The organism is Klebsiella sp. PK18 (genome assembly GCF_057784655.1).
On sequence record NZ_CM173493.1, the window covers coordinates 82,046 to 108,169 of the forward strand.

Sequence of the window (26,124 nt, forward strand, 5' to 3'; positions counted from 1 at the left end):
AGTGGTGACTCAGGCCGCAGACGCTGTCGCCGAACGGTGTTAGCGTATTCTGCCGTTGAGAGGAGCCCGCCATGGACTTAGAAAATATCTTTCGTGACGTGAAGCTAAGCAAAACGGAAATGACCGTGCTGCGCTTTATTCAGAACGACCCGGAGCAGTGTATCCGCCAGGGAGTCCGCGCTGTGGCCGAACAGTGCTACAGCAACCCCTCTTCGCTGGTCCGGCTGGCGAAGAAACTGAAGTTCAGCGGCTGGCTGGAGCTGGTCTATTTCATCAAGTTCAATATCACCATGCCGAAGCTCGATGTCACCAACGATATCGACTACATGAGCGTTCAGCCGGAAGAAGCGCTGACGCCGCTGCTGGCAAGCCTTAAACAGCAGCGCATCCTGATCCACGGCAGCGGCTTTTCGCAGCTAATCGCCCAGTATATTTACAACAAGTTCCTCGTCACCGGCGTGAATGCCAGCCTGGCGCTGTGGCCGGATTATGAAATCCTCGAACAGAAAAACGCCGCCCGCTTCGACTCCATCTGGATCGTTTCTAAATCCGGGCGCAGCAGCTCGGCGCTCAACTGGGTGAAGGCCCTGGAGGGGAAGGAGATTAATCTGGTCTGCTTTACCGGCGACTATCAAAGCCCGCTGGCGCAGGCTGCGGATACGGCGTTTATTATTCACGACCCGCAGAAGTTCGACGATGATATTTACTGGAGCAACCCGTTTTTCGGCTACTGCATCTTAGGCTTTGAGCGACTATTGAAGATGTGGTTTACCAGCCTACGCAGCAATAGTTAGCCCCCGCTAAGCGTAGCGCGAGCGGGGGGCTCCCGGATGGCGGCTGGCGCCTTATCCGGGCTACCGGGTGATGCGGCTATTTTGCCGGGAGGCGGCTTACGCCTGACCCGGCCTACATAAAACACAAACCGCTCCGTTCGTAGCCCCGCTAAGCGCGGTGCGGGCGGGGGGAGCTCCCGGATGGCGGCTGGCGCCTTATCCGGGCTACCGGGTGATACGGCAATTTTGCCGGGTGGCGGCTTACGCCTGACCCGGCCTACATCAAACACAAACCGCTCCGTTCGTAGCCCCGCTAAGCGCGGTGCGAGCGGGGGAGTTCCCGGATGGCGGCTGGCGCCTTATCCGGGCTACCGGGTGATGCGACTATTTTGTCAGGTGGCGGCTGGCGCCTTATCCGGGCTACCGGGTGATGCGGCTATTTTGTCAGGTGGCGGCTTACGCCTGACCCGGCCTACATCAAACACAAACCGCTCCGTTCGTAGCCCCGCTAAGCGCAGCGCGAGCGGGGGAGTTCCCGGATGGCGGCTGGCGCCTTATCCGGGCTACCGGGTGATGCGGCTATTTTGCCGGGAGGCGGCTTACGCCTGACCCGGCCTACATAAAACACAAACCGCTCCGTTCGTAGCCCCGCTAAGCGCAGCGCGAGCGGGGGGGAATCCCATCGGCAATGCGGGTTACTGCCAGGCGGCGAATTGCTCATCGTCGAGATAGGCTTCGACCAGGGTTTTCGCCAGCGAATAGGAACCGATCAGCGGGTGCGCCATCAGCGCCCGCACCGCCAGCGATTTATCCTGCTGCAGGATTGCCGCCACCGCCAGCCGCTCATACTCCTTCACGCAGGAAATCATATTCTTCTGCGCCGTCGGCACCTTCACCGGCGTCACCGGCTTGAGGCCATCCCGGCTCAGGTCGCAGCTGATCTCGATCACGTCGTCAGGGCGCAAAAAGTCGAGCGTGTCGTGATTCTGGATCGATACCACGATACGCTTGGTGGTGGTGCTGTTCACCGCTTCCAGGATATCCAGCGCCACCCCGGCATAGCCGCCGGTGTCCGGCTCTTCGATAAACTGGCGCAGCGTCAGCGGTTCGCGGGTGTGGAATTTTTCCTGCTGCGACTCATTCTGCATATAGCTGTTTTCCCGGCGCAGGTAATGCTGCATCCAGATGGTGAAAGCGGCTTCCGGTTGCGTTCTGGCATCCACAGTGCGCAGCGCTTCGCGCATCTCCTGATTGATACGGGCGATCTGCTCTCCGCGCGTCTCGCCGGCATCCTGAATCGCCTTCAGCGCCACCTCTCGATAGTAGTAATAATAGAGATATTCATTGAGGAGCTGATTATCGCAAAGCCGCACCAGCTCCGGGGAGAAGTACTGCATCGCCGTCTTCTGGTACAGTTCCGGGCTGGCGATCAGCCGTTCGGTTACCTCTTCCCCGCGTACGGTGAAGTGGGTAAACCATGAGAAATGGTTCAGCCCATAGCATTCCACGCTGAGGTCGCGTTCTTCACAACCAAGGATCGCCGGCAGTTCACGAATCAGCTCGGAGGGAGCATCGCAGATCCCATAGACCCGGCGCTTAAAACCGGACTTGACGATCGCTTCCGTCACCAGGCCTGACGGGTTGGTAAAGTTAAACAGAATAGCGTCTTCGGCGGCATGTTCTTCGATCAGCCGGCAATAGCGAAGGATCGCCGGGATCGAACGCATGGCCATCGCGAAACCGCCGGCGCCGGTGGTCTCCTGGCCGAGGGTGTTATGCTGTAGCGCAATGCGTTCGTCGCGAATGCGGCTTTCGTCACCGCCAACCCGTAGGGTGGTAATGATATAGTTGGCATCCTGCAGCGCTGCGATCGGGTCGGTAGTGGTACTAAACTGAATATCCGGGCGAATAGTATTAAATACATAGCGGGCAATTTCGCCAAATATCGCCAGATTATCAGCAGAGTTATCGAGAAAAACCACTTCTGTTAAACCAATGCGGTGAGCGTTATAGGCCAGAGATTTCGCTAAAAATGCAGAGCGAACGCCGCCCCCGCCTAATACGGTTAATTTCATACAAACTCCTCATTAATTTTCTGCTAACCAGTTATCAACCCGGGAACGTACCTGTCCCACTTTGACGCCATAAATAACCTGAACTTCATTACGATTTCGTACGACGCCGTTGGCGCCGGTATTTTTTAATTGCGCGTCATCAACCCGCGCCATATCGCGCACGGCCACGCGCAGACGAGTAAAACAATTATCGACGGAGAGAATATTCTCCTTGCCCCCGAGGCCGCGGATAATGTCATCGGTGACCGACTGCGGTTGCGCGACTTTCTGGCGGTACTCTGCTTTGCTGTAAAGCTTCACGTTCTCGTCATCTTCCCGGCCCGGCGTTTTCAGGTTCAGCTTCACCACCAGGGTGCGGAAAATCACGTAGTAAACGGCGAACTGGCCGATACCAATAAGGACATAGCCCGGCCAGCGCGTTAAGGAGACCGGCAGCGGCAGGTTATAGATCAGAAACTCGATCAGGCCCGATGCTCCCCAGGGACGTACGGTGAAAATGTCGCAAATGGCCTGCGAGGCGGCGGTTAACGTCGCGTGGATCACCCACAGCAGCGGCGAGACAAACAAGAAGGTGAACTCGATCGGTTCGGTGATACCGGTCAGCATCGAGGTGATGATCGCCGGCAGCAGAATCGCCTTCGCCATCACTTTCTTCTCCGGTTTCGCGGTGTGGTAGAACGCCAGCGAGGCGCCCGCCAGGCCAAAGATAGTGGTCATCCCTTGCTGCGAAAAACGTAATGCGTCGTTCATGACCGGCGTCAGGTCGGGGTGGCGCATATAAGCGAGGAAAATGGCCTGGGTCCCGGAGACCACCTGACCGTCCACGTTCAGGGTGCCGCCAATCTGGGTGAGCTGGAAGGGGGACCAGACGAAATGGTGCAGGCCGGTGGGGATAAGGAATTTTTCAAAGAAACCATAGACAAAGACCCCGGCGACCCCGGCATTTTTCATAAAACCGGTGAGGGCGGAGATGCCGTGGGTCATAAAGGGCCAAATCCAGGTAAAGGCGATGGCGTAGAAGATAACCACCGGCGTCATCGCCACCAGCGTCAGCTTGGCGCCGCCGTACATCGACAGCGCGCCAGGCAGCTCAATGGCAGAGACTTTATTGTGCACCCACGCAATCGTGCAGCCGAGAATAATGCCCAGGAAAACGCCCATATCCACCACCACAAAGCCCAGCAGCTGGGTTTGCCCGGTGCCATAATATTCACCGTTAATTTTTTCGGCGAGTCCGTGGGTGTGTTCCAGCCAGGAGTGGTTGGCGCCAAGAAACATAATGAAGCACATCACTGCAACCAGCGCGACTTCGGTTTTTTTATCCTTTGCCAGGCCATAGCTAATGCCGACGCAAAATAATAAGCCGAGGTTGCCAAATAAAGGCCAAAAGGTGTCGCCGAGCATTTGCCCAAGCTGATGTAAGAAACTGGTTTCAGCAATTAATGTCGGATTAGTTAATACTGAACTGAGGGCCAGAATTAAGCCAATGACCGGCAAGAACAATACGGCGCCGATCATGGCCCGGGAGAATTTTTGCATATTCTCCAGAATACGCTGACGTATTTCAGGCATGATTGATCCTTTTATATTTTTGTAGGTACAGGGAGCGGTTTTTTATCGACTTCCAGTAATTTGGTTATAGCAATTCTGATATTTGAAAGGAACCAGTTGCGCTAAATAGGTACAGATAGCCGCGTATTGCACACAGGTTTCAGGACTCGCACCCTAACCCCCTCCCTGAAAGGGAGAGGGAGTGGCCAGAGCGGAGTTTGTCGGAAAGCATGCCCTCTCACCGTGAGGAGAGGGCCAGATAAGGGGGATTTTACTGCGGCGCGGCGGGGGCGGGGCTGACCTCGCCGTTGCGCATCGTTTGCGCCACCTGCTGTTTCTCCATATTCACGGCGCTGAGCTGCCCGTTAACCGTCGGTTTGAGCGGGACATCGGCCCGCACGCTGCCGCTGGCGGTCAGCTGGAGATTGCCGTCCCCGTTAATGGGAAGCGAAGGCCAGCCCCAGGCCTGCAGAATACCCAGCGGTACGCCGCGGCCGTTCAGGCTGAGATTAACCTGGCGCTGGGGTAGCTGCGATACCGCTGCGGTGGCCTGCAGAATGCCGCGCGCGGTGAAGGCGCTAAGCTCATTGATATTGACCGTCGACGCCGTCGCGCTCAGCTTGAGTGACGGGCGGCGCACGTCGATCCGGTTAAAAGTCGCCGCCGCGGCGTTCAGCGTCGCGCTGCCGTTCCATACTCCCCAGCTGCCGTTTTTCACCAGCTGTAGCTCGCCGCCATAGCCATCGAGGGCGGTAATTTGCCACGGGAAGGCAGGATCCACATCGATGATCAGGTTACGGCTGGCGCTGAATTTTTTCAGCGTCAGGCTTTGCAGCCAGGCCGGCATTGGCTCCATCCACAGCTGTTTCCAGTTCGCCGGCAGCGTGTACTCCAGTCCGGCGAAGGCGGTGTCGTCGAGCACCAGCGCGTTACCAGCGCGCAGCCAGTTGCCGGAGGTGCGCACCATGCCGCCCTCCCAGCGCGAGGAGAACTGGCGCAGCGCAATACCCTGGGGAGAGAATTCAGCATTCAAAATCGGGTCGAAGAAGTGCAGCGAGCCGTAGATAAATTCGCTGGCGTTCATCGACAGCGTGCCGTCCTGGCTCTGCCAGCCGCCGTGGCTGAGCGTCAGGTTGCGCAGGCTCAGGTCGAGGTCGGTTACCGCCCAGTCCGGCCCCTGCAGGCGGGCGTCGGTGATATCCAGGCGGCCAATCTGCAGAGAGGGGACCGTGGTTAACGGCGCGAAAAAGTCGGCCAGCGAGGCGGGGCTCTGCAGTCGAATCTCATTGAGCTGGAGGTTATCCACCAGCCAGCTGCCGTCGGCGCTGCGTTTCGCATTGCCGGTTAAGGTGCCGCGGGCGACATCGGCGCCGAGGGTGGAGAGGGTCACTTCGCCCTGATCAATCCTGCCCTGAATCAGAACGTTGCTGGCTTCGACGCCATTGAGCGTCATCGAGCCCGCACTCATCTGGATCTGCGCCGTTTTCCCCAGCACATTGCCCGCTTCCGGCGTCCATGGGCTGACGCCGCCGGTGACGCGCTGCGCGCTGAGCGCCCAGCCGGTTTCCGGGCTGTTGAAAGCCATATTGCGCAACATCAGCCGGTCGGCAGCGAACGGCAGGTCGGCAGAGTGGGGTGACAGATTCAGAGTGCCGTCGTTAAGGACTATCTCATCCGCATGCAGCGGATCGCTAAACTGGCGGGTGCTGAAGCCAATATCGACCGTTTTTGCCACCAGGGTGGCCGGCTTGCCTTCCCGGCCAAAGGTGACGTTTTGCAACTGCACATGAAGAGGGGAGGAGAAATCGTGTTCCATCGCATCGAAGGAGACCTGCCAGCCGGTGCCATTGCTGAGCCAGGCGCTGGCCTGGCGGGCGCCCCAGTGGGTTTGCAGCAGGAACCACGCGCCAACAATGACGAGCAGCAGAGCGACTAGCAGCCAGAGAATCAGCTTTCCAAGAAATTTCATGGTCTTCCATTCTGTGAGATGCACATCACCGTGTTATGCCCGATTTAGGCGCACTTCTCAAGGCGGGCGTGGTTTATTTCCGTGATGAGGCAGGTCGTGGAGAGCGTCCCGGCCGATAGCACGACCGGGAGCGCGTCAGATCAGGCTTTTTCTGGCGGGAAAATTAAATTCAGAACAATCGCTGTGATACCACCGGCGGCAATCCCCGAAGAGAGCAGGTTTTTCAGCCAGTCTGGGGCGAACTGCAGGATCAACGGCTGCTGCGACACGCCGAGGCCCACTGCCAGCGACAGGGCGATAATCAGGATCGCCCGACGGTTCAGCGGCTCACGGGAGACGATGCGCACGCCGGACGCGGCAATGGTGCCGAACATCACCAGCGTGGCGCCGCCGAGCACCGGCTCAGGGATGTGCTGCACGAAGCCGCTCACCGCCGGGAACAGGCCGAGGACGATCAGCATCAGGGCGACCACAAAGCCGACGTAGCGGCTGGCGACGCCGGTCAGCTGGATCACGCCGTTGTTCTGGCCGAAGCAGGAGTTAGGGAAGGTGTTGAAGACCGCGGAAACAAAGGAGTTGAGGCCGTTAGCCAGCACACCGCCTTTCAGGCGTTTCATATACAGCGGGCCGGAAACCGGCTGTTCGGAGACGTCTGAGGTGGCGGTGATATCGCCGATGGTTTCCAGGGAGGTGATCATAAACACCAGCATCAGCGGCAGTAGCAGGCTCCAGTCGATACCGAGACCATAGTAGAGCGGCGTCGGCACGGTGATGAGGCTGCTGTTGGTCGGGGCGGTATTGGCCGGCAGCATATCGAGGAACCATGCCGCCAGATAGCCCGCCGCCATGGCGATCACCAGCGAAGCGATGCGCAGGTACGGGTTGCGCTGGCGGTTGAGGATGATAATCAGCGCCAGCACGATGCCCGCCAGCAGCAGATTCTTCGGCGCGCCGAAGGTGTGGTCGGCCATCGCCGCGTAGCCGCCGCCGATGGAAGTCAGTCCGACCTGAATCAGCGACAGGCCGATAATCATTACCACCACGCCGGAGACCAGCGGGGTAATGATGCGGCGCGCCAGGTGCAGGACGCGGGAGAGCACCATTTCCGTGCAGCTGGCCAGCATCAGGGTGCCGAACAGGGCAGCCATCATGGTGGGGACGTCGGCGCCGCCGGTTTTCAGCGCAGTACCGCCCATGATCAGCGGGGCGACAAAGTTAAAGCTGGTGCCCTGAATGGAGAGCAATCCGGAGCCGACGGGACCCCAGGCTTTGATCTGAATAATAGAGGCGACACCGGAAGCGAACAGCGACATGCTGATGATATGTTGGGTATCTTGCGCCGGGAGACCGAGAGCCTGGCAGATTAACAGCGCTGGAGTGATCACCGCGACAAACATCGCCAGCAGGTGCTGGAAGGCGGCGAACAGGGTTTGCGGTAGCGGTGGGCGATCTTCGAGGCGGTAGATTAATTCGCTAGCTGATTTATGCGCAACCGGTTGCGCATTTTCTGACTCTGCGGTGTTAACGGACATCACAAGCAATCCCAAGGTGGCAAAGCGGGAATTTTATCGGACTGTAGACCAAAAGCAAACGTTTGCCAGCATTTGGTCATAAAAATTTATGCCGTGAATATGCGCAACGAGGTTATTAACATTTTGTATGCTAAATCGCATCATTAAGGATACAAAATATCTTTTTCTGTCATTTTTTCCGCCGTTCTGCGTAAAATCCCCTTCTGACTCCTCATGATGAGAAGCTAAAGACACCAGGAATTACGTCGCGTGTGAATGGATCATGCGCCCATAAGGAGCTTTTTATGTTTCACCTCGATACCTTATCGACGCTCGTTGCCGCAACGCTTGTGCTATTGCTCGGCAGAAAACTCGTGCAAACCGTTCCCTTCCTCAAGAAATACACCATTCCTGAACCTGTTGCCGGCGGTTTGCTGGTGGCGCTGGCGCTGCTGGTGCTGAAGAAAAGCATGGATATCGAAATTGATTTCGATATGAGTCTGAAAGACCCGCTGATGCTGGCGTTCTTCGCCACCATCGGTCTTAACGCCAACCTCGCCAGCCTGCGGGCCGGCGGCAAGGTGCTGGGCACTTTCCTGATCGTGGTGGTTGGCCTGCTGCTGCTGCAGAATGCCCTCGGTATCGGCATGGCGACGCTGCTGGGGCTGGATCCGCTGATGGGCCTGCTGGCCGGGTCGATTACCTTATCCGGCGGCCACGGCACCGGGGCGGCGTGGAGCAAGCTGTTCGTTGAACGCTACGGTTTTGCCAACGCCACCGAAGTGGCGATGGCCTGCGCGACTTTCGGCCTGGTGCTGGGCGGCCTGATCGGCGGTCCGGTGGCTCGCTACCTGGTGAAGCACTCTTCCTCTCCGGACGGCACACCGGACGATCAGGTGGCGCCAACCGCCTTTGAAAAACCGGACGTGGGGCGGGTGATCACCTCGCTGGTGCTGATCGAAAGTATCGCCCTGATTGCCATCTGTCTGACGGTAGGCAAGGTGGTTGCGCAACTGCTGGCGGGCAGTGTCTTCGAGCTGCCGACTTTCGTCTGCGTGCTATTTATCGGTGTGATCCTTAGCAACAGCCTGGCGCTGGCGGGGTTGTACCGGGTGTTCGATAGGGCGGTATCGGTGCTGGGCAACGTCAGCCTGTCGCTGTTCCTCGCCATGGCGCTGATGAGCCTCAAGCTGTGGGAGCTGGCCTCGCTGGCGCTGCCGATGATTATTATCCTGGCGGTGCAGGCGCTGGCGATGGCGCTGTATGCGGTGTTCGTTACCTACCGGATGATGGGCAAGAATTACGATGCCGCGGTGCTGGCGGCGGGCCACTGCGGGTTTGGTCTGGGCGCAACGCCGACGGCGATTGCTAATATGCAGGCGATTACCGACCGCTTTGGCCCGTCACATATGGCCTTCCTGGTGGTGCCGATGGTGGGCGCGTTCTTTATCGACATCGTCAACGCACTGGTGATTAAGCTATACCTGCTGCTGCCGATGTTTGGCTGATAAAAAACCCGGAAGCGGTGCTGCGCACCTGTCCGGGCTACAAGATCGTGCTGTTTGGGGTTTTGTAGCCCGGCTAAGGCGTTTACGCCGCAAGCCGGGAATACCTCCACAATCTTACGCTTCGTCGTGCTCTTCCCACGCTAACGCGCGTTTCACCGCTTTCTTCCAGCCGCTGTAACGATAGTTACGCTCAGTGGTTTCAATCCCCGGGCGGAATTCGCGCTCAATCACCGCTTTCTCCTGCAGCTCGTCCAGATTCTGCCAGAAACCGACCGCCAGACCCGCCAGATAGGCTGCGCCCAGCGCCGTCACTTCGCGTACTTCCGGACGCTCGACACGGGTGCCGAGGATATCGGACTGGAACTGCATCAGGAAGTTGTTAGCCACCGCGCCGCCGTCCACGCGCAGGGCGTGCAGACGAATGCCAGAGTCTGCCTGCATCGCCTCCAGCACATCGCGGGTCTGATAGGCGATGGACTCCAGCGTCGCACGGATAATGTGGTTGGAGTTCACGCCGCGGGTGAGGCCGAAAATCGCGCCGCGGGCATACGGGTCCCAGTATGGTGCGCCAAGACCAGTGAACGCGGGTACCACGTATACGCCGTTGGTATCCTTCACTTTGGTGGCGAAGTACTCGGAATCGAAGGCATCGCTGATGAGCTTCATCTCGTCACGCAGCCACTGAATGGACGCGCCGGCCATAAACACCGCCCCTTCCAGCGCGTAGTTCACCTCGCCGCGCGGGCCGCAGGCGATGGTGGTCAGCAGACCGTGGGTGGAGGTGACCGCTTTTTCACCGGTGTTCATCAGCATAAAGCAGCCGGTGCCATAGGTGTTTTTCGCCATCCCTTCTTTGACGCACAGCTGGCCGAACAGGGCCGCCTGCTGGTCACCGGCGATCCCGGCGATAGGGATACGGGTCCCGCCTTTACCACCGATGTTGGTCTGGCCGTACACTTCGGACGACTTGCGCACTTCCGGCAGCATGGCGCGCGGAATATCCAGCGCGTCGAGCATCTTGTCGTCCCAGTCCAGGTCGTGGATGTTGAACAGCATGGTACGCGAGGCGTTGGTGTAGTCGGTGACGTGCACGCGACCCTGGGTCATCTTCCAGATAAGCCAGGTGTCCACGGTGCCGAACAGCAGCTCACCGCGCTTCGCACGTTCACGGGAACCTTCGACATGGTCGAGGATCCATTTCACCTTGGTGCCGGAGAAGTAGGGGTCCACCACCAGGCCAGTGGCCTTGCGGATATACTCCTCCATCCCGTCACGCTTGAGCTGCTCGCAGATCTCTGCGGTGCGGCGGCACTGCCAGACGATGGCGTTATAGATCGGTTTGCCGGTCTCACGCTCCCACACCACCACGGTCTCACGTTGGTTGGTGATGCCGATGGCCGCGATCTGATCGGAGTTGATATCCGCTTTGGCCAGCGCTTCGACCAGCGTCGAGCTTTGGGAAGCCCAGATTTCCATCGGGTCATGTTCGACCCAGCCTGGCTTAGGATAAATTTGTTCAAATTCTCGCTGGGAGACGCTGACGATATTGGCATCATGATCCATCACAACGGCCCGGGAGCTGGTAGTGCCCTGGTCAAGCGCAACGATATATTTTTTGTCGGTCATAGTCGGTGTCCCGTAGTCAGATTACAGCGAAGCTTTATGTTGAGTGGTGGAAGAGGAGGGGCTCTGTTGCTCTTCCTCCACGCAGGTGTCGCAAGGCAGGTGACGGCCAATCAGCTTACGATAGCTGAATGCGCCCAGCGCCGCGCCGACCACCGGTGCGCACAGCGGCACCAGGAAACAAGGAATATCTTTGCCGCCGGTGAAGGCGACGTCGCCCCAGCCTGCCAGCCAGGCGAAGGCTTTCGGGCCGATATCACGCGCCGGGTTCATGGCGAAGCCGGTCAGCGGTCCCATGGAGGCGCCAATCACCGCAATCAGCAGGCCGATCAGCAGCGGAGCAAGCGGGCCGCGCGGCACGCCGTTGCCATCGTCGGTCAGCGCCAGGATGACGCCCATCAGGATAGCGGTAATCACCATCTCTACCGCGAAGGCCTGCACAAAATTGATATGCGGGTTCGGATAGGTGGAGAAGATGCCGGCCAGATCGAGGCTTTCTACGCTGCCGCGGACCATATGGTGGGTGGTTTCATAATCGAGGAAAAGATTGTAGTAAAGCCCGTAAACTAATGCCGCAGCGCAAAAGGCGCCAGCGAATTGCGAAATGATAAAAGGGACCACTTTGCGGCCATCGAAGCAGGCGAACAGCCAGAGTGCGATAGTTACCGCAGGGTTAAGGTGCGCACCGGAGACCCCAGCGGTCAGGTAGATCGCCATGGCGACGCCCAGACCCCAGATGATGCTGATTTCCCATTGCCCGAAGCTGGCTCCCGCGACCTTGAGCGCAGCCACGCACCCAACGCCGAAAAAGATCAACAACCCGGTACCGAGGAACTCTGCGATGCACTGGCCTTTTAAGGTTGATGTTTGGCTCATAATCGAATCCTGAAGCGTGGTGATGATTATTGTATGTAGGGTGGTCACAGACGACCATATTGCCATGTAGGCATAGTGTTAATTTATCGTTAACGAGCAAAAACGAGAAATATCGAACTTCAAATGTGTGTACCGCGTCAAGAAAATGAGCGTTTTCGCGCCATCCGCGCGCATTGAGACCGGTGCCGGAGCGTTTCACCTCGCATTTTGTTAACCATAAAATTAACAATGACCCATGAAGTACGAGCGAACTGCGCTGAAAGCACCAGGTAAAGACTGAAAAGTGTTGCAAACCGCAATCTGCGCGGCTTGCCGCTGGACAGGGGCGGCGGGGATTCATACAATCGACGATAACACCGCTATGTGCGCTAATTTTCGTTAAGGCGGGACCGCGTATACGAAACACGAGTTTCTATCAACGCCTTGCAAGTTCAGGAGAGGTATGACGATGTCATTAGAAGTGTTTGAGAAATTAGAATCTAAAGTTCAGCAGGCGATTGATACCATCACTCTGTTGCAGATGGAAATCGAAGAGCTGAAAGAAAAGAACAACACCCTGGTTCAGGAAGTTCAGAGCGCGCAGCACGGTCGTGAAGAGCTGGAGCGCGAAAACAGCCAGCTGAAAGAGCAACAGCAGGGCTGGCAGGATCGCCTGCAGGCGCTGCTGGGCCGCATGGAAGAAGTCTAATCGCTTCGCGCCCTCTCCCGCCCGGGAGGGGGCAATCCTTATTCACCTCTTTATATCCACAAGTTATAGCCAATCTTTTTTTATTCTTTAATCATTGAATCGCTTTCTGGCACGCTTAGCCCATCACAACACACATAAAGAGAGCGGTGCGATGAATAAGTGGGGCGTAGGGTTAACTCTGTTGCTGGCATCCGCCAGCGTTCTGGCAAAAGACATTCAGCTTTTAAACGTTTCTTATGATCCAACGCGCGAGCTGTACGAACAGTACAACAAAGCGTTTAGCGCGCACTGGAAGCAGGAGACCGGCGACAACGTGGTGATCCGCCAGTCGCACGGTGGTTCTGGCAAACAGGCGACCTCAGTGATTAACGGTATTGAAGCGGATGTGGTCACGCTGGCGCTGGCCTACGACGTAGACGCCATTGCTGAACGCGGCCGTATCGATAAAAACTGGCTGAAACGCCTGCCGGATAACTCCGCACCGTATACCTCAACCATCGTGTTCCTCGTCCGCAAGGGCAACCCGAAACAGATCCATGACTGGAACGACCTGATCAAACCGGGCGTGTCGGTCATTACCCCGAATCCGAAAAGCTCCGGCGGCGCCCGCTGGAACTATCTGGCAGCCTGGGGCTATGCCCTGCATCAGAATCACGGCGACCAGGCGAAAGCCCAGGAATTCGTCAAAGCACTGTATAAAAACGTGGAAGTGCTGGACTCCGGCGCGCGTGGTTCGACCAATACCTTCGTAGAACGCGGCATCGGCGATGTGCTGATTGCCTGGGAAAACGAAGCGCTGCTGGCGACCAACGAACTGGGCAAAGACAAGTTTGAAATCGTGACCCCGAGTGAGTCGATTCTGGCTGAGCCGACCGTCTCGGTGGTCGACAAAGTGGTAGATAAGAAAGGCACGCGCCAGGTGGCGGAAGCGTACCTGAAGTATCTCTACTCGCCGGAAGGCCAGGAGATTGCGGCGAAGAACTTCTACCGCCCGCGCGATCCGAATGTGGCGAAGAAATATGCTAACGAGTTCCCGAAACTGAAGCTGTTTACTATCGATCAGGAGTTCGGCGGCTGGACGAAAGCGCAGAAAGAGCACTTCTCCAACGGCGGCACCTTCGACCAGATTAGCCAGCGTTAATCCTCTTGTCCCTGCTTGCGCTACGCTTAGCAGGGCTACAGTTTTGCGCCGTACGTAGCCCGGGCTACTATTTGCACCGTCCGTAGCCCGGGTAAGGCGTCAGCCGCTACCCGGGATAACTCCCCGCCCGCCATCTGTTTTCATTTAGTCATCAAATTACGTTACTCTTCCGCTTCAGGCTTAACAGGGAATGAAAATGAGAAGAGTAAGATACTTTTTGCTGGCGCTGCTGGTGGCGATCCTCGCGGCGCTGGCGGGCGGCTACTACTGGCTGCACTCCGGCAACCCGGACGCATTACGCAAGATTGTCCTGCAGCAGTGCGTACCCCATCAGCAACAGCAGCAAAACCCGTCGCCGTGCGCGGAAGTGAACCTCAAGGGCGGCTATGTGCTGTTTAAAGACCGTAACGGCCCGCTGCAGTATTTGCTGATGCCGACCTACCGCATTAACGGCACCGAAAGCCCGCTGCTGCTGGACCCGTTGACGCCGAACTTCTTCTGGCAGGCCTGGCAGGGACGAGAAATCATGAGTCAGCGTCACGGCGCGCCGGTTCCCGATAACGCGATATCGCTGGCGATTAACTCGCGCAGCGGACGCACGCAAAACCATTTCCATATTCATATCTCCTGCCTGCGCCCCGATGTGCGCGCGCAGTTAGATAAGGATGCGGCGGCGGTCAGCAGCCGCTGGCTGCCGCTGCCGGGCGGGCTTCAGGGCCATGAATACCTGGCGCGCCGGGTGACGGAGGCCGAACTGGCCCAGCGCAGCCCGTTCCTGATGCTGGCGGAAGAGGTGCCGGAGGCGCGTGAACATATGGGACGCTTCGCGCTGGCGATGGCGCAGCAGAGCGACGGCTCGCTGGTGCTGCTGGCGACGGAGCGTAACCTGCTGACCCTGAACCGGGCTTCAGCGGAAGAAATTCAGGATCATCGTTGCGCCATCCTTAACGCAAACCACTAGTTCTGGCGTTTACCTGTCTTACCTGTCGTCGTATTCTTGCTGAAAAAAACGACAGGAGACAGGCATGTCGCTCTGGCTTACCCACCCGCTGTTCCTTCCTTCATTGATTGTCGGCGTCACCATTGTGCTCTGGGCGACGTCGCTGCTGCAGGAATTTATCACCGCGCTGCTGTTCTTCGCGGCGGCGATGATGGCCAAAATCGCTCCGCCGGAGGTGATCTTCGGCGGCTTTGCCTCCTCGGCGTTCTGGCTGGTGTTCAGCGGCTTTGTGCTCGGTATCGCGATCCGTAAAACCGGGCTGGCGGACCGGGCGGCGCAGGCGCTGTCTGCGCGGCTCACTGACTCCTGGCCGCGGATGGTCGGCAGCGTGGTGTTGCTGAGCTACGCGCTGGCGTTTGTCATGCCTTCCAACATGGGACGTATCGCGCTGCTGATGCCGATCGTGGCGGCGATGGCCCGCCGCGCGGGCATTGTCGATGGCAGCCGCGGCTGGTTCGGCCTGGCGCTGGCGGTGGGGTTCGGCACCTTTCAGCTTTCGGCGACGATTTTGCCCGCTAACGTGCCAAATCTGGTGATGAGCGGCGCGGCGGAAGGCTCGTACGGTATCCATCTGAATTATGTTCCCTATTTGCTGCTGCATACGCCGGTGCTTGGCTGGCTGAAAGGGGCGGTGCTGGTGGCGCTGATTTGCAGGCTGTTTCCCGGCAAGCCGCATCCACCGCGTGACCTGGCGCCGCTGCCGCCGATGAGCCGCGACGAGAAACGTCTGGCGTGGCTGCTGGCGGTAGTCCTTACGCTATGGGTGACCGAGAGCTGGCACGGCGTCGGCCCGGCGTGGACCGGCCTGGCGGCGGCAGTGGTCACGCTGCTGCCGCGGGTGGGCTTTATCAACGGTGAGGAGTTTGCCAGCGGGGTGAATATGCGCACCTGCATTTACGTCGCCGGGATTCTGGGACTGGCGATCGCCGTTACCCAAACCGGAATTGGCGGTGCGGTGGGCAATGCGCTGCTGCAGGTGATGCCGCTGGATAAAGACAATCCGTTCACCAGCTTCCTCGCCCTGACCGGGATAACCAGCGCGCTGAACTTTATTATGACCGCCAACGGCGTGCCGGCGCTGTATACCACTTTTGCGCAGAGCTTTGCCGACGCGACCGGCTTTCCGCTGCTCAGCGTGATCATGATTCAGGTGCTGGGTTATTCCACGCCGCTGCTGCCCTATCAGGCGTCGCCGATCGTGGTGGCGATGGGGTTAGGCAAGGTCCCGGCGAGGGCGGGGATGCAACTGTGTCTGGCGCTGGCGGCGGTGAGTTATCTGATTTTACTGCCGCTGGACTACGCGTGGTATCAGCTGTTGGGGAAACTGTAACGGCAAAAGAAAGCCCGGCTTGCGCTGTGCTAAGCCGGGCTCCCGAGTTTTGTCAGTCACCCCGGTCGCGTGTCGCCACCGGGAAAAGCGAATTACGCTTTTTTCGCTGCTTCTGCTGCTTTAACGATCACCGCGAAAGCGTCAGCTTTCAGGGAGGCGCCGCCAACCAGCGCGCCGTCGATGTCCGGCTGGGTGAACAGCTCTGCTGCGTTGCCAGCATTAACGGAACCGCCGTACTGGATGATCACTTGCTCAGCGATTTTCGCGTCAGCTTTAGCAATGTGGTCACGGATGAATTTGTGCACCGCCTGAGCCTGAGCCGGGGTCGCGGATTTGCCGGTACCGATAGCCCATACCGGTTCGTAAGCGATAACCACGCCTTCGAAAGCGGCAGCGCCCTGCGTTTTCAGCACGGCGTCGATCTGACGTGCGCAAACTTCTTCGGTTTTGCCCGCTTCGTTTTCGGCTTCGGTTTCACCGATGCACAGTACCGGGGTCAGACCCTGCTCTTTCAGCACAGCGAATTTCTTCGCGATCAGCTCGTCGGATTCTTTGTGGTAGGTACGACGCTCGGAGTGGCCGATGATGATGTACTGTGCACCGATATCTTTCAGCATTTCGGCGGAGGTTTCACCGGTGAATGCGCCGGACAGGTTCACGTCAACGTTCTGCGCGCCCAGGTGAATGTGGCTGCCTTCTGCCGCACGTTTAGCCAGGTCCAGATACATTTCCGGCGGGGCGATGGCAACTGCACAGCCGCTTACGCCAGCCAGCTCGGTACGCAGGTTCGCAACCAGTTCGTTTACCATGTGGCGGCTGCCGTTCAGTTTCCAGTTACCCATCACTAAAGGATGTCGCATTTTAATTCTCCACGCTACTTAAGCGAATTAAGGAATATAGCCGCCCCAGAGGGCAGCATGGTCTGTGAAACAGTATAGAGACTCGTCACTGGAAAGGCTTTGCTTTTTGTCATTTATTGTTGCCTTCCAGCGTTTCAGATAACGCCAGCTTAATCGGTTCAATGGCGAAGGTCAGACCCTTTTCGCCATGATCTGCCACCACATAGCGTACAGCGCCTTCGGTATCGGCAAAGTAGCGTTTGCCCTTGCCGGCGGTCAGCAGTTTCTGCAGCTTTTGCTGGCTTTGCGCCGGGCTAAGGGTGGGGACAAAGGCGCGGATCATGGCGCTCATATACTCCAGCGCTTTGGCTTTCGCCGCCTTTTGCTCCGGCCCCTGGATCGGCAGCCAGGTGATCTGCATGGATTTGATCTTCAGCGTGCCGCGCTCCAGCGCGGTCGAGGCATAGAGATTTTCATTAATTTTGCTGGCGGCGCGGGTCAGATTAGCCTGATCCCGGCTGGTGGCGATGGAACGGAATTCGTTCAGGGGCAGCTTCGGGTTATCGGCGTTAAATTTTTCCCGGAACTGGCTGATCGACAGGTCAAAACTCGGGGCGCCAGAGAGCAGATAGGGCGCCGCTGTCGCCGATTCGCTTTCTGCGGACAACGCGTGCGGGCCGACGGTCAGGCCCATCAGCCCACTTAAACACAAGATTGTCCACTTCTTCATGCCCGTCGTTCCTTTTTTTGCCTGCTGACGATTAAATCGGGAAGCGCGGCGCTTGTCAAAAAGTCACGACGCCAGGGTAAACTACGCAGACGATGATGATAAGGAAAAACGCATGACCCTACAGCAGTGGTTATTCTCAATTAAAGGGCGCATTGGCCGCCGCGATTTCTGGATCTGGATTGCCATTTGGCTGGTGACCATGAGCGCCCTGTTTACCCTGGCAGGCAGCAATCTTCTCAACCTGCAGACGGCGGCGTTTATTATCGTCTGCCTGCTGTGGCCGACGGCGGCGGTGGTGGTCAAGCGGCTGCACGATCGCGGCAAATCCGGACTGTGGGCGCTGCTGATGATTCTGGCGTGGATGCTGCTGGCGGGGAACTGGGCGATGCTGCCGCAGGTCTGGCAGTGGGGCGTCGGGCGCTTTGTGCCGACGTTGATTATCGTCATGATGTTGATCGACCTGGGGGCGTTTGTCGGCACCCAGGGCGAGAATAAGTTCGGCAAGGAGACCCAGGACGTGCGCTGGAAAGCGGACGCCTGATTACCAGTAGTGCTCAGCCGTCATGTGGCCTGGCCGGCGACGCAGATGTTTGGTCATCTGCCGGGTCTCTTTTAACAGCTGTTGGGTATCGCGCACCATTTGCGGGTTGCCGCACAGCATTACATGGCTGGTGTCGGTGGTCATCGGCAGGCCAACCGCCTCTTCCAGCGCGCCGGTTTCAATCAGGAACGGCACCCGGCCGGTCAGCGAGCCTTCCACGGTTTCGCGGCTGACCACCGTCTGGATGCGTAATTTACCGGCGTAGCGCTGCTCAAGCTCGCGCATCAGAGGCAGATAGCTCAGGTCCGCGGCGTAGCGGACGGCGTGGACCAGCACCAGGTTGTTAAAGCGTTCAAGATCTTTGCCTTCCTGCAAAATTGACAGGTACGGCCCGAGGGCAGTGCCGGTCGCCAGCATCCACAGGGTATCGCAATCCGGTACCTCCTCAAGGACGAAGAAACCTGCCGCTTCACTCACCACCAGGACTTCATCGCCCGGCTTCAGCGACGCCAGACGCGGGCTCAGCTTGCCTTCCGGGACGGTGACCAGATAGAACTCGAGATCGGGATTGCCGGGGGCATTGACGTAGGAGTAGGCGCGCTGCACGCGTTCTCCGTCGATTTCCAGTCCGAGCTTGGTAAACTGCCCGGCGGTAAACGGATGAACAGGCGCCCGCACGTATAAACTGAACAAGGCATCCGTCCAGTACTCCACTTTTGTCACTTTGCCGCTAACCCAGTCCGCCATCGTCTTCTCCTGTTGCCAAGCGATGCCTTATCTTCGGTCCAGACGAGCAAGATTTCCACCCCGAAGGTACAAGAAAGCTCTATTGATCAAATATAAACGAAGAACAGGGCAACCGCCTGCGGACGGTTGCCTGGGAGAGAAAAAGCGGTATTACAGGATGTGCTGCTGGATGTCCGGATCTTTACGGTCGAGGTAATGAATCGACTGAATACGACGGATAGTGCGCGACTTGCCGCGGATCAGTAGCGTCTCGGTGGTGGCCATGTTGCCCTTGCGGGTGATGCCGTCCAGCAGATCGCCTTTGGTGATCCCGGTGGCGGAGAAGACGACGTTATCGCTGCGCGCCATTTCATCCAGACGCAGCACTTTGCCTGCTTCAATGCCCATGGTTTTGCAGCGCGCCAGCTCGTTTTCACCGATGCGGCGGTTCTCTTCGTTATCGCCCTTCACGTGGTGGCGAGCCAGCAGACGCCCCTGCATATCACCGTCGAGGGCGCGGATCACCGCGGCGGAAACCACCCCTTCCGGCGCGCCGCCGATGCCGTACAGTACGTCGACTTCGCTATCCGGCATGCAGGTGAGAATAGAGGCCGCGACGTCGCCATCGGGAATCGCGAATACACGCACGCCCAGCTGCTGCAGCTGGGCAATGACCGCGTCGTGGCGCGGTTTCGCCAGCACGGTGACGGTCAGCTCGCCCAGCGGCTTGTTCAGGGCGCGGGCGATATTGTGCAGGTTATCTTCCAGCGGCAGATTGAGATCGATAGCGCCTTTGGCGCCGGGGCCGACAATCAGCTTTTCCATATACATATCCGGCGCATTGAGGAAGCAACCCTTATCGCCGACCGCCATCACCGCCAGGGCGTTGGCCTGGCCCATCGCCGTCATGCGGGTGCCTTCGATGGGATCGACAGCGATATCTACCGCATCGCCCTTGCCGGTACCCACTTTTTCGCCGATATAGAGCATCGGCGCTTCATCGATTTCGCCCTCGCCGATGACGATGGTGCCGTCGATATTGACGAGGTTAAGCATAATGCGCATGGCGTTAACCGCTGCGCCGTCGGCGGTATTCTTATCGCCGCGGCCCAGCCATTTATAGCCCGCCAGCGCGGCGGCTTCGGTGACACGCGAAAATTCGATGGCCAGTTCTCGTTTCATAATCCACTCGTTGTGTAGAAAAATTGCCCGCAGCGCGGCAAAATCGCGCGCTACGCGTTGGAATAGCGTTCGGTTTCCGGCATCCAGCGCTCGATAAGCGCCTGGGCCTGCAGCGGATAGCGTTCATGAATATGGCGAGCAATGCGTTGAACGTCGGGGATCATCGCCTGATCGCGCAGCAAGTCCGCTACTTTAAATTCGGCGTTGCCAGTCTGGCGGGTGCCGAGCAGCTCGCCGGGACCGCGGATTTCGAGGTCTTTCTGGGCGATGACGAAACCGTCGTTGCTGTCGCGCAGGACCTGCAGGCGTTTCTGCGCCGTTTTGGAGAGCGGCGATTTATAGAGTAGCACGCAGTGGGAAGCGACCGCGCCGCGCCCGACGCGCCCTCTGAGCTGGTGCAGCTGCGCCAGACCCAGACGTTCCGGGTTTTCGATAATCATCAGGCTTGAGTTAGGCACGTCAACACCGACTTCAATCACCGTGGTGGCCACCAGCAGATGCATCTCGCCCTGCTTGAAGGCCTGCATTACCGCCTGCTTCTCGGCCGGTTTCATCCGCCCGTGGACGAGGCCGATATTAAGTTCCGGCAGCGCCAGTTTGAGCTCTTCCCAGGTCGCTTCCGCCGCCTGGGCTTCCAGCAGATCGGACTCTTCAATTAGCGTACAAACCCAATAGGCCTGGCGCCCTTCGTGGGTGCAGGCGTTGCGTACGCGGTCGATAATATCGCTGCGCCGGGTGTCCGGGATGGCGACGGTGGTCACCGGGGTTCGGCCCGGCGGCAGCTCGTCGATAATCGAGGTGTCCAGATCGGCGTAGGCGGTCATTGCCAGGGTGCGGGGGATAGGCGTGGCGGTCATGATCAGCTGATGCGGGTGGAACCCCTGCTGCTGACCTTTTTCCCACAGCGCCAGCCGCTGATGCACGCCGAAGCGGTGCTGTTCGTCGATAATCACCAGCGCCAGGCCGTTAAACTGCACCTGCTCCTGGAAGATGGCGTGAGTGCCGACAATCATCTGCACTTCGCCGCTGGCGATAGCCTCCTGCTGCGCCTGACGGGCTTTGCCTTTCTGTTTGCCCGCCAGCCAGCCGACTTCTATGCCCAGCGGTTCAAACCAGCTACGGAAGTTATTGGCGTGCTGTTCGGCAAGCAGTTCGGTGGGCGCCATCAGCGCCACCTGTTTGCCGTGGGCGATAGCGCGCACGGCGGCCAGCGCGGCGACCAGCGTTTTACCGGAGCCAACATCGCCCTGCACCAGGCGCATCATCGGCACGTCCAGCGCCATATCGTGTTCGATCTCGGCGGTAACCCGCGCCTGCGCGCCGGTGGGCTTAAAGGGCAGGGAGGCCAGCAGCTGGTTTTTCAGGGTATCGTTGGCGCCGAGCGGCAGGGCGTGATAGCGCTGGGCGCCTGCCCTCAGCGCCAGCATGCTGAGGTTATGCGCCAGCAGCTCTTCCAGAATCAGACGCTGCTGCGCCGGGTGCTTGCCGCTTTCCAGCTCGCTAAGTTGCAAGGAGGGAGGCGGACGGTGCAGCGTACGCAGCGCTTCCGGCAGGCTCATCATCCCCTGCGCCAGCTCCGGTGGGAGGAGTTCGCTAATCGCGCAGGTTTCCAGGAGCTCAAGCGCCTGGTCGGTGAGCTTGCGCAGGGTCGCCTGCTTGATGCCTTCGGTGGTCGGATAGACCGGAGTTAACGTTTCCTGAAGCTCCGGGGTGCTCATATCGCCCTGGACGCGGTATTCCGGGTGGATCATCTCGGCGCCGTACTTCCCGCGTTTGGCTTCACCGTAGGCCAGCACCCGACGACCAGTCGCGAGGCTGTTTTTCATCGCCGCGTTAAAGTTGAAAAAGCGCATGGTGAGGATGCCGGTGCCGTCGCTGATCTGGCAGGTCAACATCCGCCGGCCGCCGAAGGTGATATTGCTGTTGAGCACTTCGCCTTCCACGGTGGCATAAACCCCGGGAAGCAGCTCGGCTATCGGGTAAAGATGGGTGCGATCTTCGTAACGCAGCGGCAGGTGCAGCAGCAGGTCCTGAACCGTATGCAGGCCGATCTTCGCCAGTTTACTGCTTTGCGCAGCGCCCACACCGGTGAGTGAGCTGAGCGGAACGGCATCGAGCAGGCGGCCTGACATCAGGTTTACCTCGTTGCCTGCATGGTAGCCCACCATGCGTCATCGGCTTCCACTTCGCCCTGCTCGTTGACGTGGGGGTAAGGCAGACCTTTTTGTCGGGCGACGCGGGCCAGCACCGGATAACCGCCTTCGAACAGCAGGCGCTGCTGCTCTTCCGGCGGCAGCATGCTGTTGGCGCGTTGGTACATCCCGGCGTTTTGCCGCTGGCGCTGCGCCTCGTAAAGGATCAGCGCCGAGGCGACGGAGACGTTCAGCGACTGCACCATGCCGATCATCGGGATAATGATGTCCTGATCGGCCAGCGCCAGCGCTTCCTGGGTGATGCCGGTTTTCTCCTGGCCCATCAGGATGCAGGTTGGACGCGTATAGTCGATTTCACGAAAATCGATGGCTTTGTCGGAAAGGTGAGTGGCGAGGATTTGCATACCCTGGCCTTTCAGGTGGCCGACGGCATCTGCGATGGTGCGGTGGGTTTTCACCTGCACCCAGCTGTTGCTGCCCGCGGCGGCGGAGGCCATGGTACGCATCCGGCTGCTTGGCCAGACGGCATGCACTTCGTGTACGCCAACGGCATCTGCGGTCCGAATGACCGCAGAGACGTTATGAGGCTTATGGACCTGCTCCATGCAGACCGTCAGGTCAGGCTGACGCCTGGCGAGCATCTCGCAGATACGCTCGTAGCGCTTTGAGTTCATAAAGCTAGTTTCGGTTACGGGTGACTTTAATCACGTCCGGCATGACGCGGATTTTGCGCATGATATTCGCCAGATGCACGCGGTCACGCGCGGTCAGGCGGATAAAGGCGCTGTATACGCGGCCATCTTTCTCTTCCGTATTCAGGCTCTGGATATTGGAAGACGCGGTGTTGATCGCCGCCGTCAGGTTAGCCAGCGCGCCCTGGTGGTTAAACATGTCCACCTTGATTTCGGTGATGAACTCCTGAGCGGTCTCTTTATCCCACTCAACTGCCATAAATTTCTCCGGCTCTTTCTGGTAGCCGCGAATGTTACGACAGGATTCATGGTGGATAACCAGCCCTTTACCCGGGCTGACGTGGGCGATAATCGGGTCACCTGGGATCGGGCGACAGCACTTGGCGAAGGTGATCAACACGCCATCGGCGCCTTTGATCGGCAGATGGCCGTGGTTCGACGCGTTAGCCGGTACCGGCGCCGCAGCGGCTTCGCCCTGCTGCAGGTTTTTCGCCACCACGACGCTCATGGCGTTGCCCAGACCGATTTCCGCCAGCAGATCGTCAAGCGTGGCCAGCTTCATGCGATCGAGTTCGCGCTGGATATTCTCCGGCGGGATCTCGGCGAGTTTGCGGCTTCCGCCCAGCGCGTGATTGAGCAGACGACGGCCAAGGCTGACCGAATCGTCGCGCTTAAGGTTTTTCAGCAACTGACGGATCTTGGCGCGCGCTTTCGAGCTGACGACAAAGTTCAGCCAGGCGGCATTCGGGCGTGCGCCCGGCGCGGTGATAATTTCGACAGTCTGGCCGCTGGAGAGCGGCTGCGACAGCGGATAAGGCTGGCGATCGACGCGCGCGCCAACGCAGGCATGGCCGATATCGGTATGCACCGCGTAGGCGAAGTCCACCGGCGTGGCACCGGCGGGCAGTTCGACAATGCGACCTTCCGGGGTGAAAACGTAAATCTCATCCGGGAACAGATCGGATTTTACGCTCTCGATAAATTCAAACGAGCTGCCGGCGCTCTGCTGCAGCTCCAGCAGGCTTTGCATCCAGCGCTGAGCGCGGATTTGCGCGGTGGTGCTGCTTTCGCCGCCGTGCTCTTTATAAGCCCAGTGCGCCGCAACCCCCATCTCCGCCATCTGGTCCATGTCTTCGGTACGAATTTGTACCTCGACCGGGACGCCGTGGGGGCCGATCATCGAGGTATGCAAAGACTGATAGCCGTTCGCTTTCGGAATGGCGATGTAATCTTTGAAACGACCTGGACGCGGTTTGTAGAGGCTGTGCATCTGGCCGAGCACGCGATAGCAGATATCGGCATCATGGACGATAACGCGGAAGGCGTAGATATCCATGATCGAGTGAAAACGCTGCTCTTTAAGCACCATTTTGCAGTAGATGGAGTACAGATGCTTTTCGCGACCGCTGACGCGGCAGGGGATCCCCGCTTCCTGCAAACGCCCTTCGATTTCAGAGAGGATCTTTTGGATCATCTCCTTACGGTTGCCGCGCGCCGCTTTGACCACCTCTTTAATGACGCGGTAGCGGTTAGGGTACAGCGCTTCAAAGCCCAGCTCTTCGAGCTCGGTCTTGATGTGATGGATACCTAAACGGTGCGCCAGCGGGCTGTAAATTTCCAGCGTTTCGCGGGCGATGCGGCGGCGTTTATCCGGGCGTAACGAGCCCAGAGTACGCATGTTGTGGGTGCGGTCGGCAAGCTTGATGAGGATGACGCGGATGTCCTGCACCATCGCCATGATCATTTTGCGAAAGTTTTCGGCCTGCGCCTCTTTCTTATCGCGAAACTTGAGCTTATCAAGTTTCGACACCCCCTCTACCAGTTCGGCAACGCTTTTACCAAAAAGCTGTTCCATGTCCTGGTAGGTGGCGGGGGTATCTTCAATCACATCATGCAGCAGCGCGGCCATCAGCGTTTCATAGTCGAGCTTCATCTCGGCCAGAATGCAGGCTACCGCGACCGGGTGCGTGATATAGGGTTCACCGCTTGAACGTGTCTGACCCTCGTGAGCGTCACGTGCAACGAGATACGCCTGCCGAAGGCGCTTGATTTGCTCTTCCGGCAGGTAGTTTTGAATCAGCTGATTCAGGCTTTCAAACAGATACAAGGGCGACCCGCTGTGTGATTAACGACGACCTTCAGCAATCGCGGTAACGGCTTGTAATTCAGCGGCTTCCTGCTCTTGCTGTTCCTGGCGCTCACGTACGTCGAGGATCTGGTTGTTGATCAGACCTTCTTCGATTTCGCGCAGTGCGATAACGGTGGTTTTATCGTTTTCTTCCGGTACCAGCGGATCCTTTCCGCCTACCTGCATCTGACGAGCGCGACGCGCGGCGACCAGTACCAGGTCAAAACGGTTACCAATTTTCTCTACAGCGTCCTGAACAGTTACGCGTGCCATACTTAAAATGCTCCACAGGTGAAGAAATGACTGGGCATGATACTGAATGTGGGTTCAGTCTGCCAATAGTTTGGTGATTAAAGCGCCATGTCGCTGCTTTTGGCGGCTCATGCGCAGACGTTCAGCGCGGATGATATTTTTCAGGTCGCTCAGGGCGGTGTCAAAATCATCGTTCACAATCAGGTAATCATATTCCGCGTAATGGCTCATTTCCGCAACGGCCTGGGCCATCCGTTTCGCGATCACCTCTTCGCTGTCCTGGCCGCGGCCGCGCAGGCGACGGTCCAGTTCATCTTTTGACGGCGGCAGAATAAAAATGCTGCGTGCGCCGGGCATGCTTTTACGGATCTGCTGCGCACCTTGCCAGTCGATATCGAGGAAGACATCGACGCCGGTCGCCAGCACCTGCTCGATCGCTTTACGCGACGTGCCGTAATAGTTGCCAAAGACCTCTGCATGTTCCAGAAACGCGTTTTCGCCAATCATCGAGCGGAATTCGTCGTGATTCACGAAGAAATAGTGTTCGCCGTGCACTTCACCCGGACGCGGCGCCCGCGTGGTATGGGAAACCGATACCTGGGTGTCATACAACGGTTGGGTTTTTAATAAAGCCTGAATCAGGCTGGATTTACCCGCGCCGCTAGGGGCGGAAACAATATAAAGCGTGCCTTGAGCCATGAGTGTCTTTTGTATGTGGTTATCGAAAGAGGTCCTACATACGAGCCTATTATACACGTCGCCGCGGCGTGACGCAGTCATTGTCACACTTTTTGCCGCGGTTTCTTTCATTTTGCCTGCCGTTTTCCTGAATTCGC

Annotated in this window: 22 protein-coding genes; 7 read left to right on the forward strand and 15 right to left on the reverse strand. The window is 58.4% G+C overall.

The annotated features are described in order from the left end of the window. Positions 1 to 71 precede the first annotated feature (71 nt). Complete coding sequence (locus AC3EMD_RS00420; RefSeq protein ID WP_012967042.1) at positions 72 to 794, forward strand: MurR/RpiR family transcriptional regulator; 723 nt, start codon at positions 72 to 74, stop codon at positions 792 to 794. Between the two features lie 674 nt (positions 795 to 1,468). On the opposite strand, the gene AC3EMD_RS00425 is transcribed toward AC3EMD_RS00420, so the two are convergent. The 4 genes from AC3EMD_RS00425 to AC3EMD_RS00440 all read right to left on the reverse strand — a co-directional run bounded on the left by AC3EMD_RS00425 (position 1,469) and on the right by AC3EMD_RS00440 (position 7,900). Continuing rightward, positions 1,469 to 2,848, reverse strand: coding sequence for a family 4 glycosyl hydrolase (locus tag AC3EMD_RS00425; RefSeq protein WP_064171294.1), 1,380 nt, complete (start codon positions 2,846 to 2,848; stop codon positions 1,469 to 1,471). A 12-nt stretch (positions 2,849 to 2,860) separates the two neighbouring features. Next, positions 2,861 to 4,420, reverse strand: coding sequence for a PTS transporter subunit EIIC (locus AC3EMD_RS00430; RefSeq protein WP_012967044.1), 1,560 nt, complete (start codon positions 4,418 to 4,420; stop codon positions 2,861 to 2,863). 250 nt (positions 4,421 to 4,670) lie between these two features. Continuing rightward, entirely contained in the window at positions 4,671 to 6,368 is a 1,698-nt protein-coding gene (locus tag AC3EMD_RS00435) for an AsmA family protein (RefSeq protein ID WP_302073876.1), read from the reverse strand. A 140-nt stretch (positions 6,369 to 6,508) separates the two neighbouring features. After that, positions 6,509 to 7,900, reverse strand: coding sequence for a nucleobase:cation symporter-2 family protein (locus tag AC3EMD_RS00440; RefSeq protein ID WP_008806808.1), 1,392 nt, complete (start codon positions 7,898 to 7,900; stop codon positions 6,509 to 6,511). Positions 7,901 to 8,184: 284 nt separating this feature from the next. Here AC3EMD_RS00440 and gltS point away from each other — a divergent pair, with 284 nt between their 5' ends. Then, entirely contained in the window at positions 8,185 to 9,387 is a 1,203-nt protein-coding gene (gltS, locus tag AC3EMD_RS00445) for a sodium/glutamate symporter (protein WP_008806809.1), read from the forward strand. A 114-nt stretch (positions 9,388 to 9,501) separates the two neighbouring features. Here the strand turns inward: gltS and glpK are convergent, their stop codons facing one another. Together glpK and AC3EMD_RS00455 are read right to left on the reverse strand one after the other, a co-directional pair. Beyond that, positions 9,502 to 11,013, reverse strand: coding sequence for a glycerol kinase GlpK (gene glpK / locus AC3EMD_RS00450; RefSeq protein WP_004873089.1), 1,512 nt, complete (start codon positions 11,011 to 11,013; stop codon positions 9,502 to 9,504). Positions 11,014 to 11,034: 21 nt separating this feature from the next. Continuing rightward, on the reverse strand, positions 11,035 to 11,886 hold the full coding sequence (locus AC3EMD_RS00455; RefSeq protein ID WP_302073877.1) for an MIP/aquaporin family protein: 852 nt from the start codon (positions 11,884 to 11,886) through the stop codon (positions 11,035 to 11,037). 442 nt (positions 11,887 to 12,328) lie between these two features. Here AC3EMD_RS00455 and zapB point away from each other — a divergent pair, with 442 nt between their 5' ends. From zapB to AC3EMD_RS00475, 4 genes are all read left to right on the forward strand, one after another. After that, positions 12,329 to 12,574 carry a septal ring assembly protein ZapB gene (zapB, locus tag AC3EMD_RS00460; protein ID WP_008806812.1) on the forward strand — a complete coding sequence of 82 codons (246 nt, stop codon included), beginning with the start codon at positions 12,329 to 12,331 and terminating at the stop codon, positions 12,572 to 12,574. A 151-nt stretch (positions 12,575 to 12,725) separates the two neighbouring features. Further along, positions 12,726 to 13,715, forward strand: a complete 990-nt coding sequence (locus tag AC3EMD_RS00465) for a sulfate ABC transporter substrate-binding protein (RefSeq protein ID WP_002922936.1) — start codon at positions 12,726 to 12,728, stop codon at positions 13,713 to 13,715. Positions 13,716 to 13,905: 190 nt separating this feature from the next. After that, positions 13,906 to 14,676, forward strand: a complete 771-nt coding sequence (locus AC3EMD_RS00470; RefSeq protein ID WP_162493227.1) for a CDP-diacylglycerol diphosphatase — start codon at positions 13,906 to 13,908, stop codon at positions 14,674 to 14,676. A gap of 64 nt (positions 14,677 to 14,740) precedes the next feature. Then, positions 14,741 to 16,045, forward strand: a complete 1,305-nt coding sequence (locus tag AC3EMD_RS00475) for an SLC13 family permease (protein WP_302073878.1) — start codon at positions 14,741 to 14,743, stop codon at positions 16,043 to 16,045. 92 nt (positions 16,046 to 16,137) lie between these two features. Here the strand turns inward: AC3EMD_RS00475 and tpiA are convergent, their stop codons facing one another. Further along, complete coding sequence (tpiA, locus tag AC3EMD_RS00480) at positions 16,138 to 16,905, reverse strand: triose-phosphate isomerase (RefSeq protein ID WP_002922909.1); 768 nt, start codon at positions 16,903 to 16,905, stop codon at positions 16,138 to 16,140. A 109-nt stretch (positions 16,906 to 17,014) separates the two neighbouring features. Beyond that, positions 17,015 to 17,614, reverse strand: a complete 600-nt coding sequence (locus AC3EMD_RS00485) for a YiiQ family protein (RefSeq protein WP_008806815.1) — start codon at positions 17,612 to 17,614, stop codon at positions 17,015 to 17,017. 112 nt (positions 17,615 to 17,726) lie between these two features. Between AC3EMD_RS00485 and AC3EMD_RS00490 the strand changes: the two genes are divergently transcribed. Further along, positions 17,727 to 18,155: a DUF805 domain-containing protein gene (locus AC3EMD_RS00490; protein ID WP_004173894.1), complete on the forward strand. Its 429-nt coding sequence runs from the start codon at positions 17,727 to 17,729 to the stop codon at positions 18,153 to 18,155. Here AC3EMD_RS00490 and fpr read toward each other — a convergent pair whose 3' ends face one another. The 7 genes from fpr to gmk all read right to left on the reverse strand — a co-directional run bounded on the left by fpr (position 18,156) and on the right by gmk (position 25,987). Beyond that, positions 18,156 to 18,902 (reverse strand): ferredoxin--NADP(+) reductase, encoded by a 747-nt coding sequence (gene fpr, locus AC3EMD_RS00495; RefSeq protein ID WP_002922904.1) that lies wholly within the window; start codon positions 18,900 to 18,902, stop codon positions 18,156 to 18,158. Between the two features lie 150 nt (positions 18,903 to 19,052). Further along, a complete protein-coding gene (glpX, locus tag AC3EMD_RS00500) occupies positions 19,053 to 20,063 on the reverse strand; it encodes a class II fructose-bisphosphatase (protein WP_016161970.1) in 1,011 nt (336 codons plus the stop codon). Positions 20,064 to 20,113: 50 nt separating this feature from the next. Next, complete coding sequence (recG, locus tag AC3EMD_RS00505; RefSeq protein ID WP_008806816.1) at positions 20,114 to 22,195, reverse strand: ATP-dependent DNA helicase RecG; 2,082 nt, start codon at positions 22,193 to 22,195, stop codon at positions 20,114 to 20,116. A gap of 5 nt (positions 22,196 to 22,200) precedes the next feature. After that, positions 22,201 to 22,890 (reverse strand): tRNA (guanosine(18)-2'-O)-methyltransferase TrmH, encoded by a 690-nt coding sequence (gene trmH, locus AC3EMD_RS00510; RefSeq protein WP_008806817.1) that lies wholly within the window; start codon positions 22,888 to 22,890, stop codon positions 22,201 to 22,203. 4 nt (positions 22,891 to 22,894) lie between these two features. Next, positions 22,895 to 25,015, reverse strand: coding sequence for a bifunctional GTP diphosphokinase/guanosine-3',5'-bis pyrophosphate 3'-pyrophosphohydrolase (gene spoT, locus AC3EMD_RS00515; protein WP_008806818.1), 2,121 nt, complete (start codon positions 25,013 to 25,015; stop codon positions 22,895 to 22,897). An 18-nt stretch (positions 25,016 to 25,033) separates the two neighbouring features. Continuing rightward, entirely contained in the window at positions 25,034 to 25,309 is a 276-nt protein-coding gene (gene rpoZ / locus AC3EMD_RS00520; RefSeq protein WP_000135058.1) for a DNA-directed RNA polymerase subunit omega, read from the reverse strand. Between the two features lie 54 nt (positions 25,310 to 25,363). After that, a complete protein-coding gene (gene gmk / locus AC3EMD_RS00525; RefSeq protein WP_002922664.1) occupies positions 25,364 to 25,987 on the reverse strand; it encodes a guanylate kinase in 624 nt (207 codons plus the stop codon). Positions 25,988 to 26,124 lie beyond the last annotated feature (137 nt).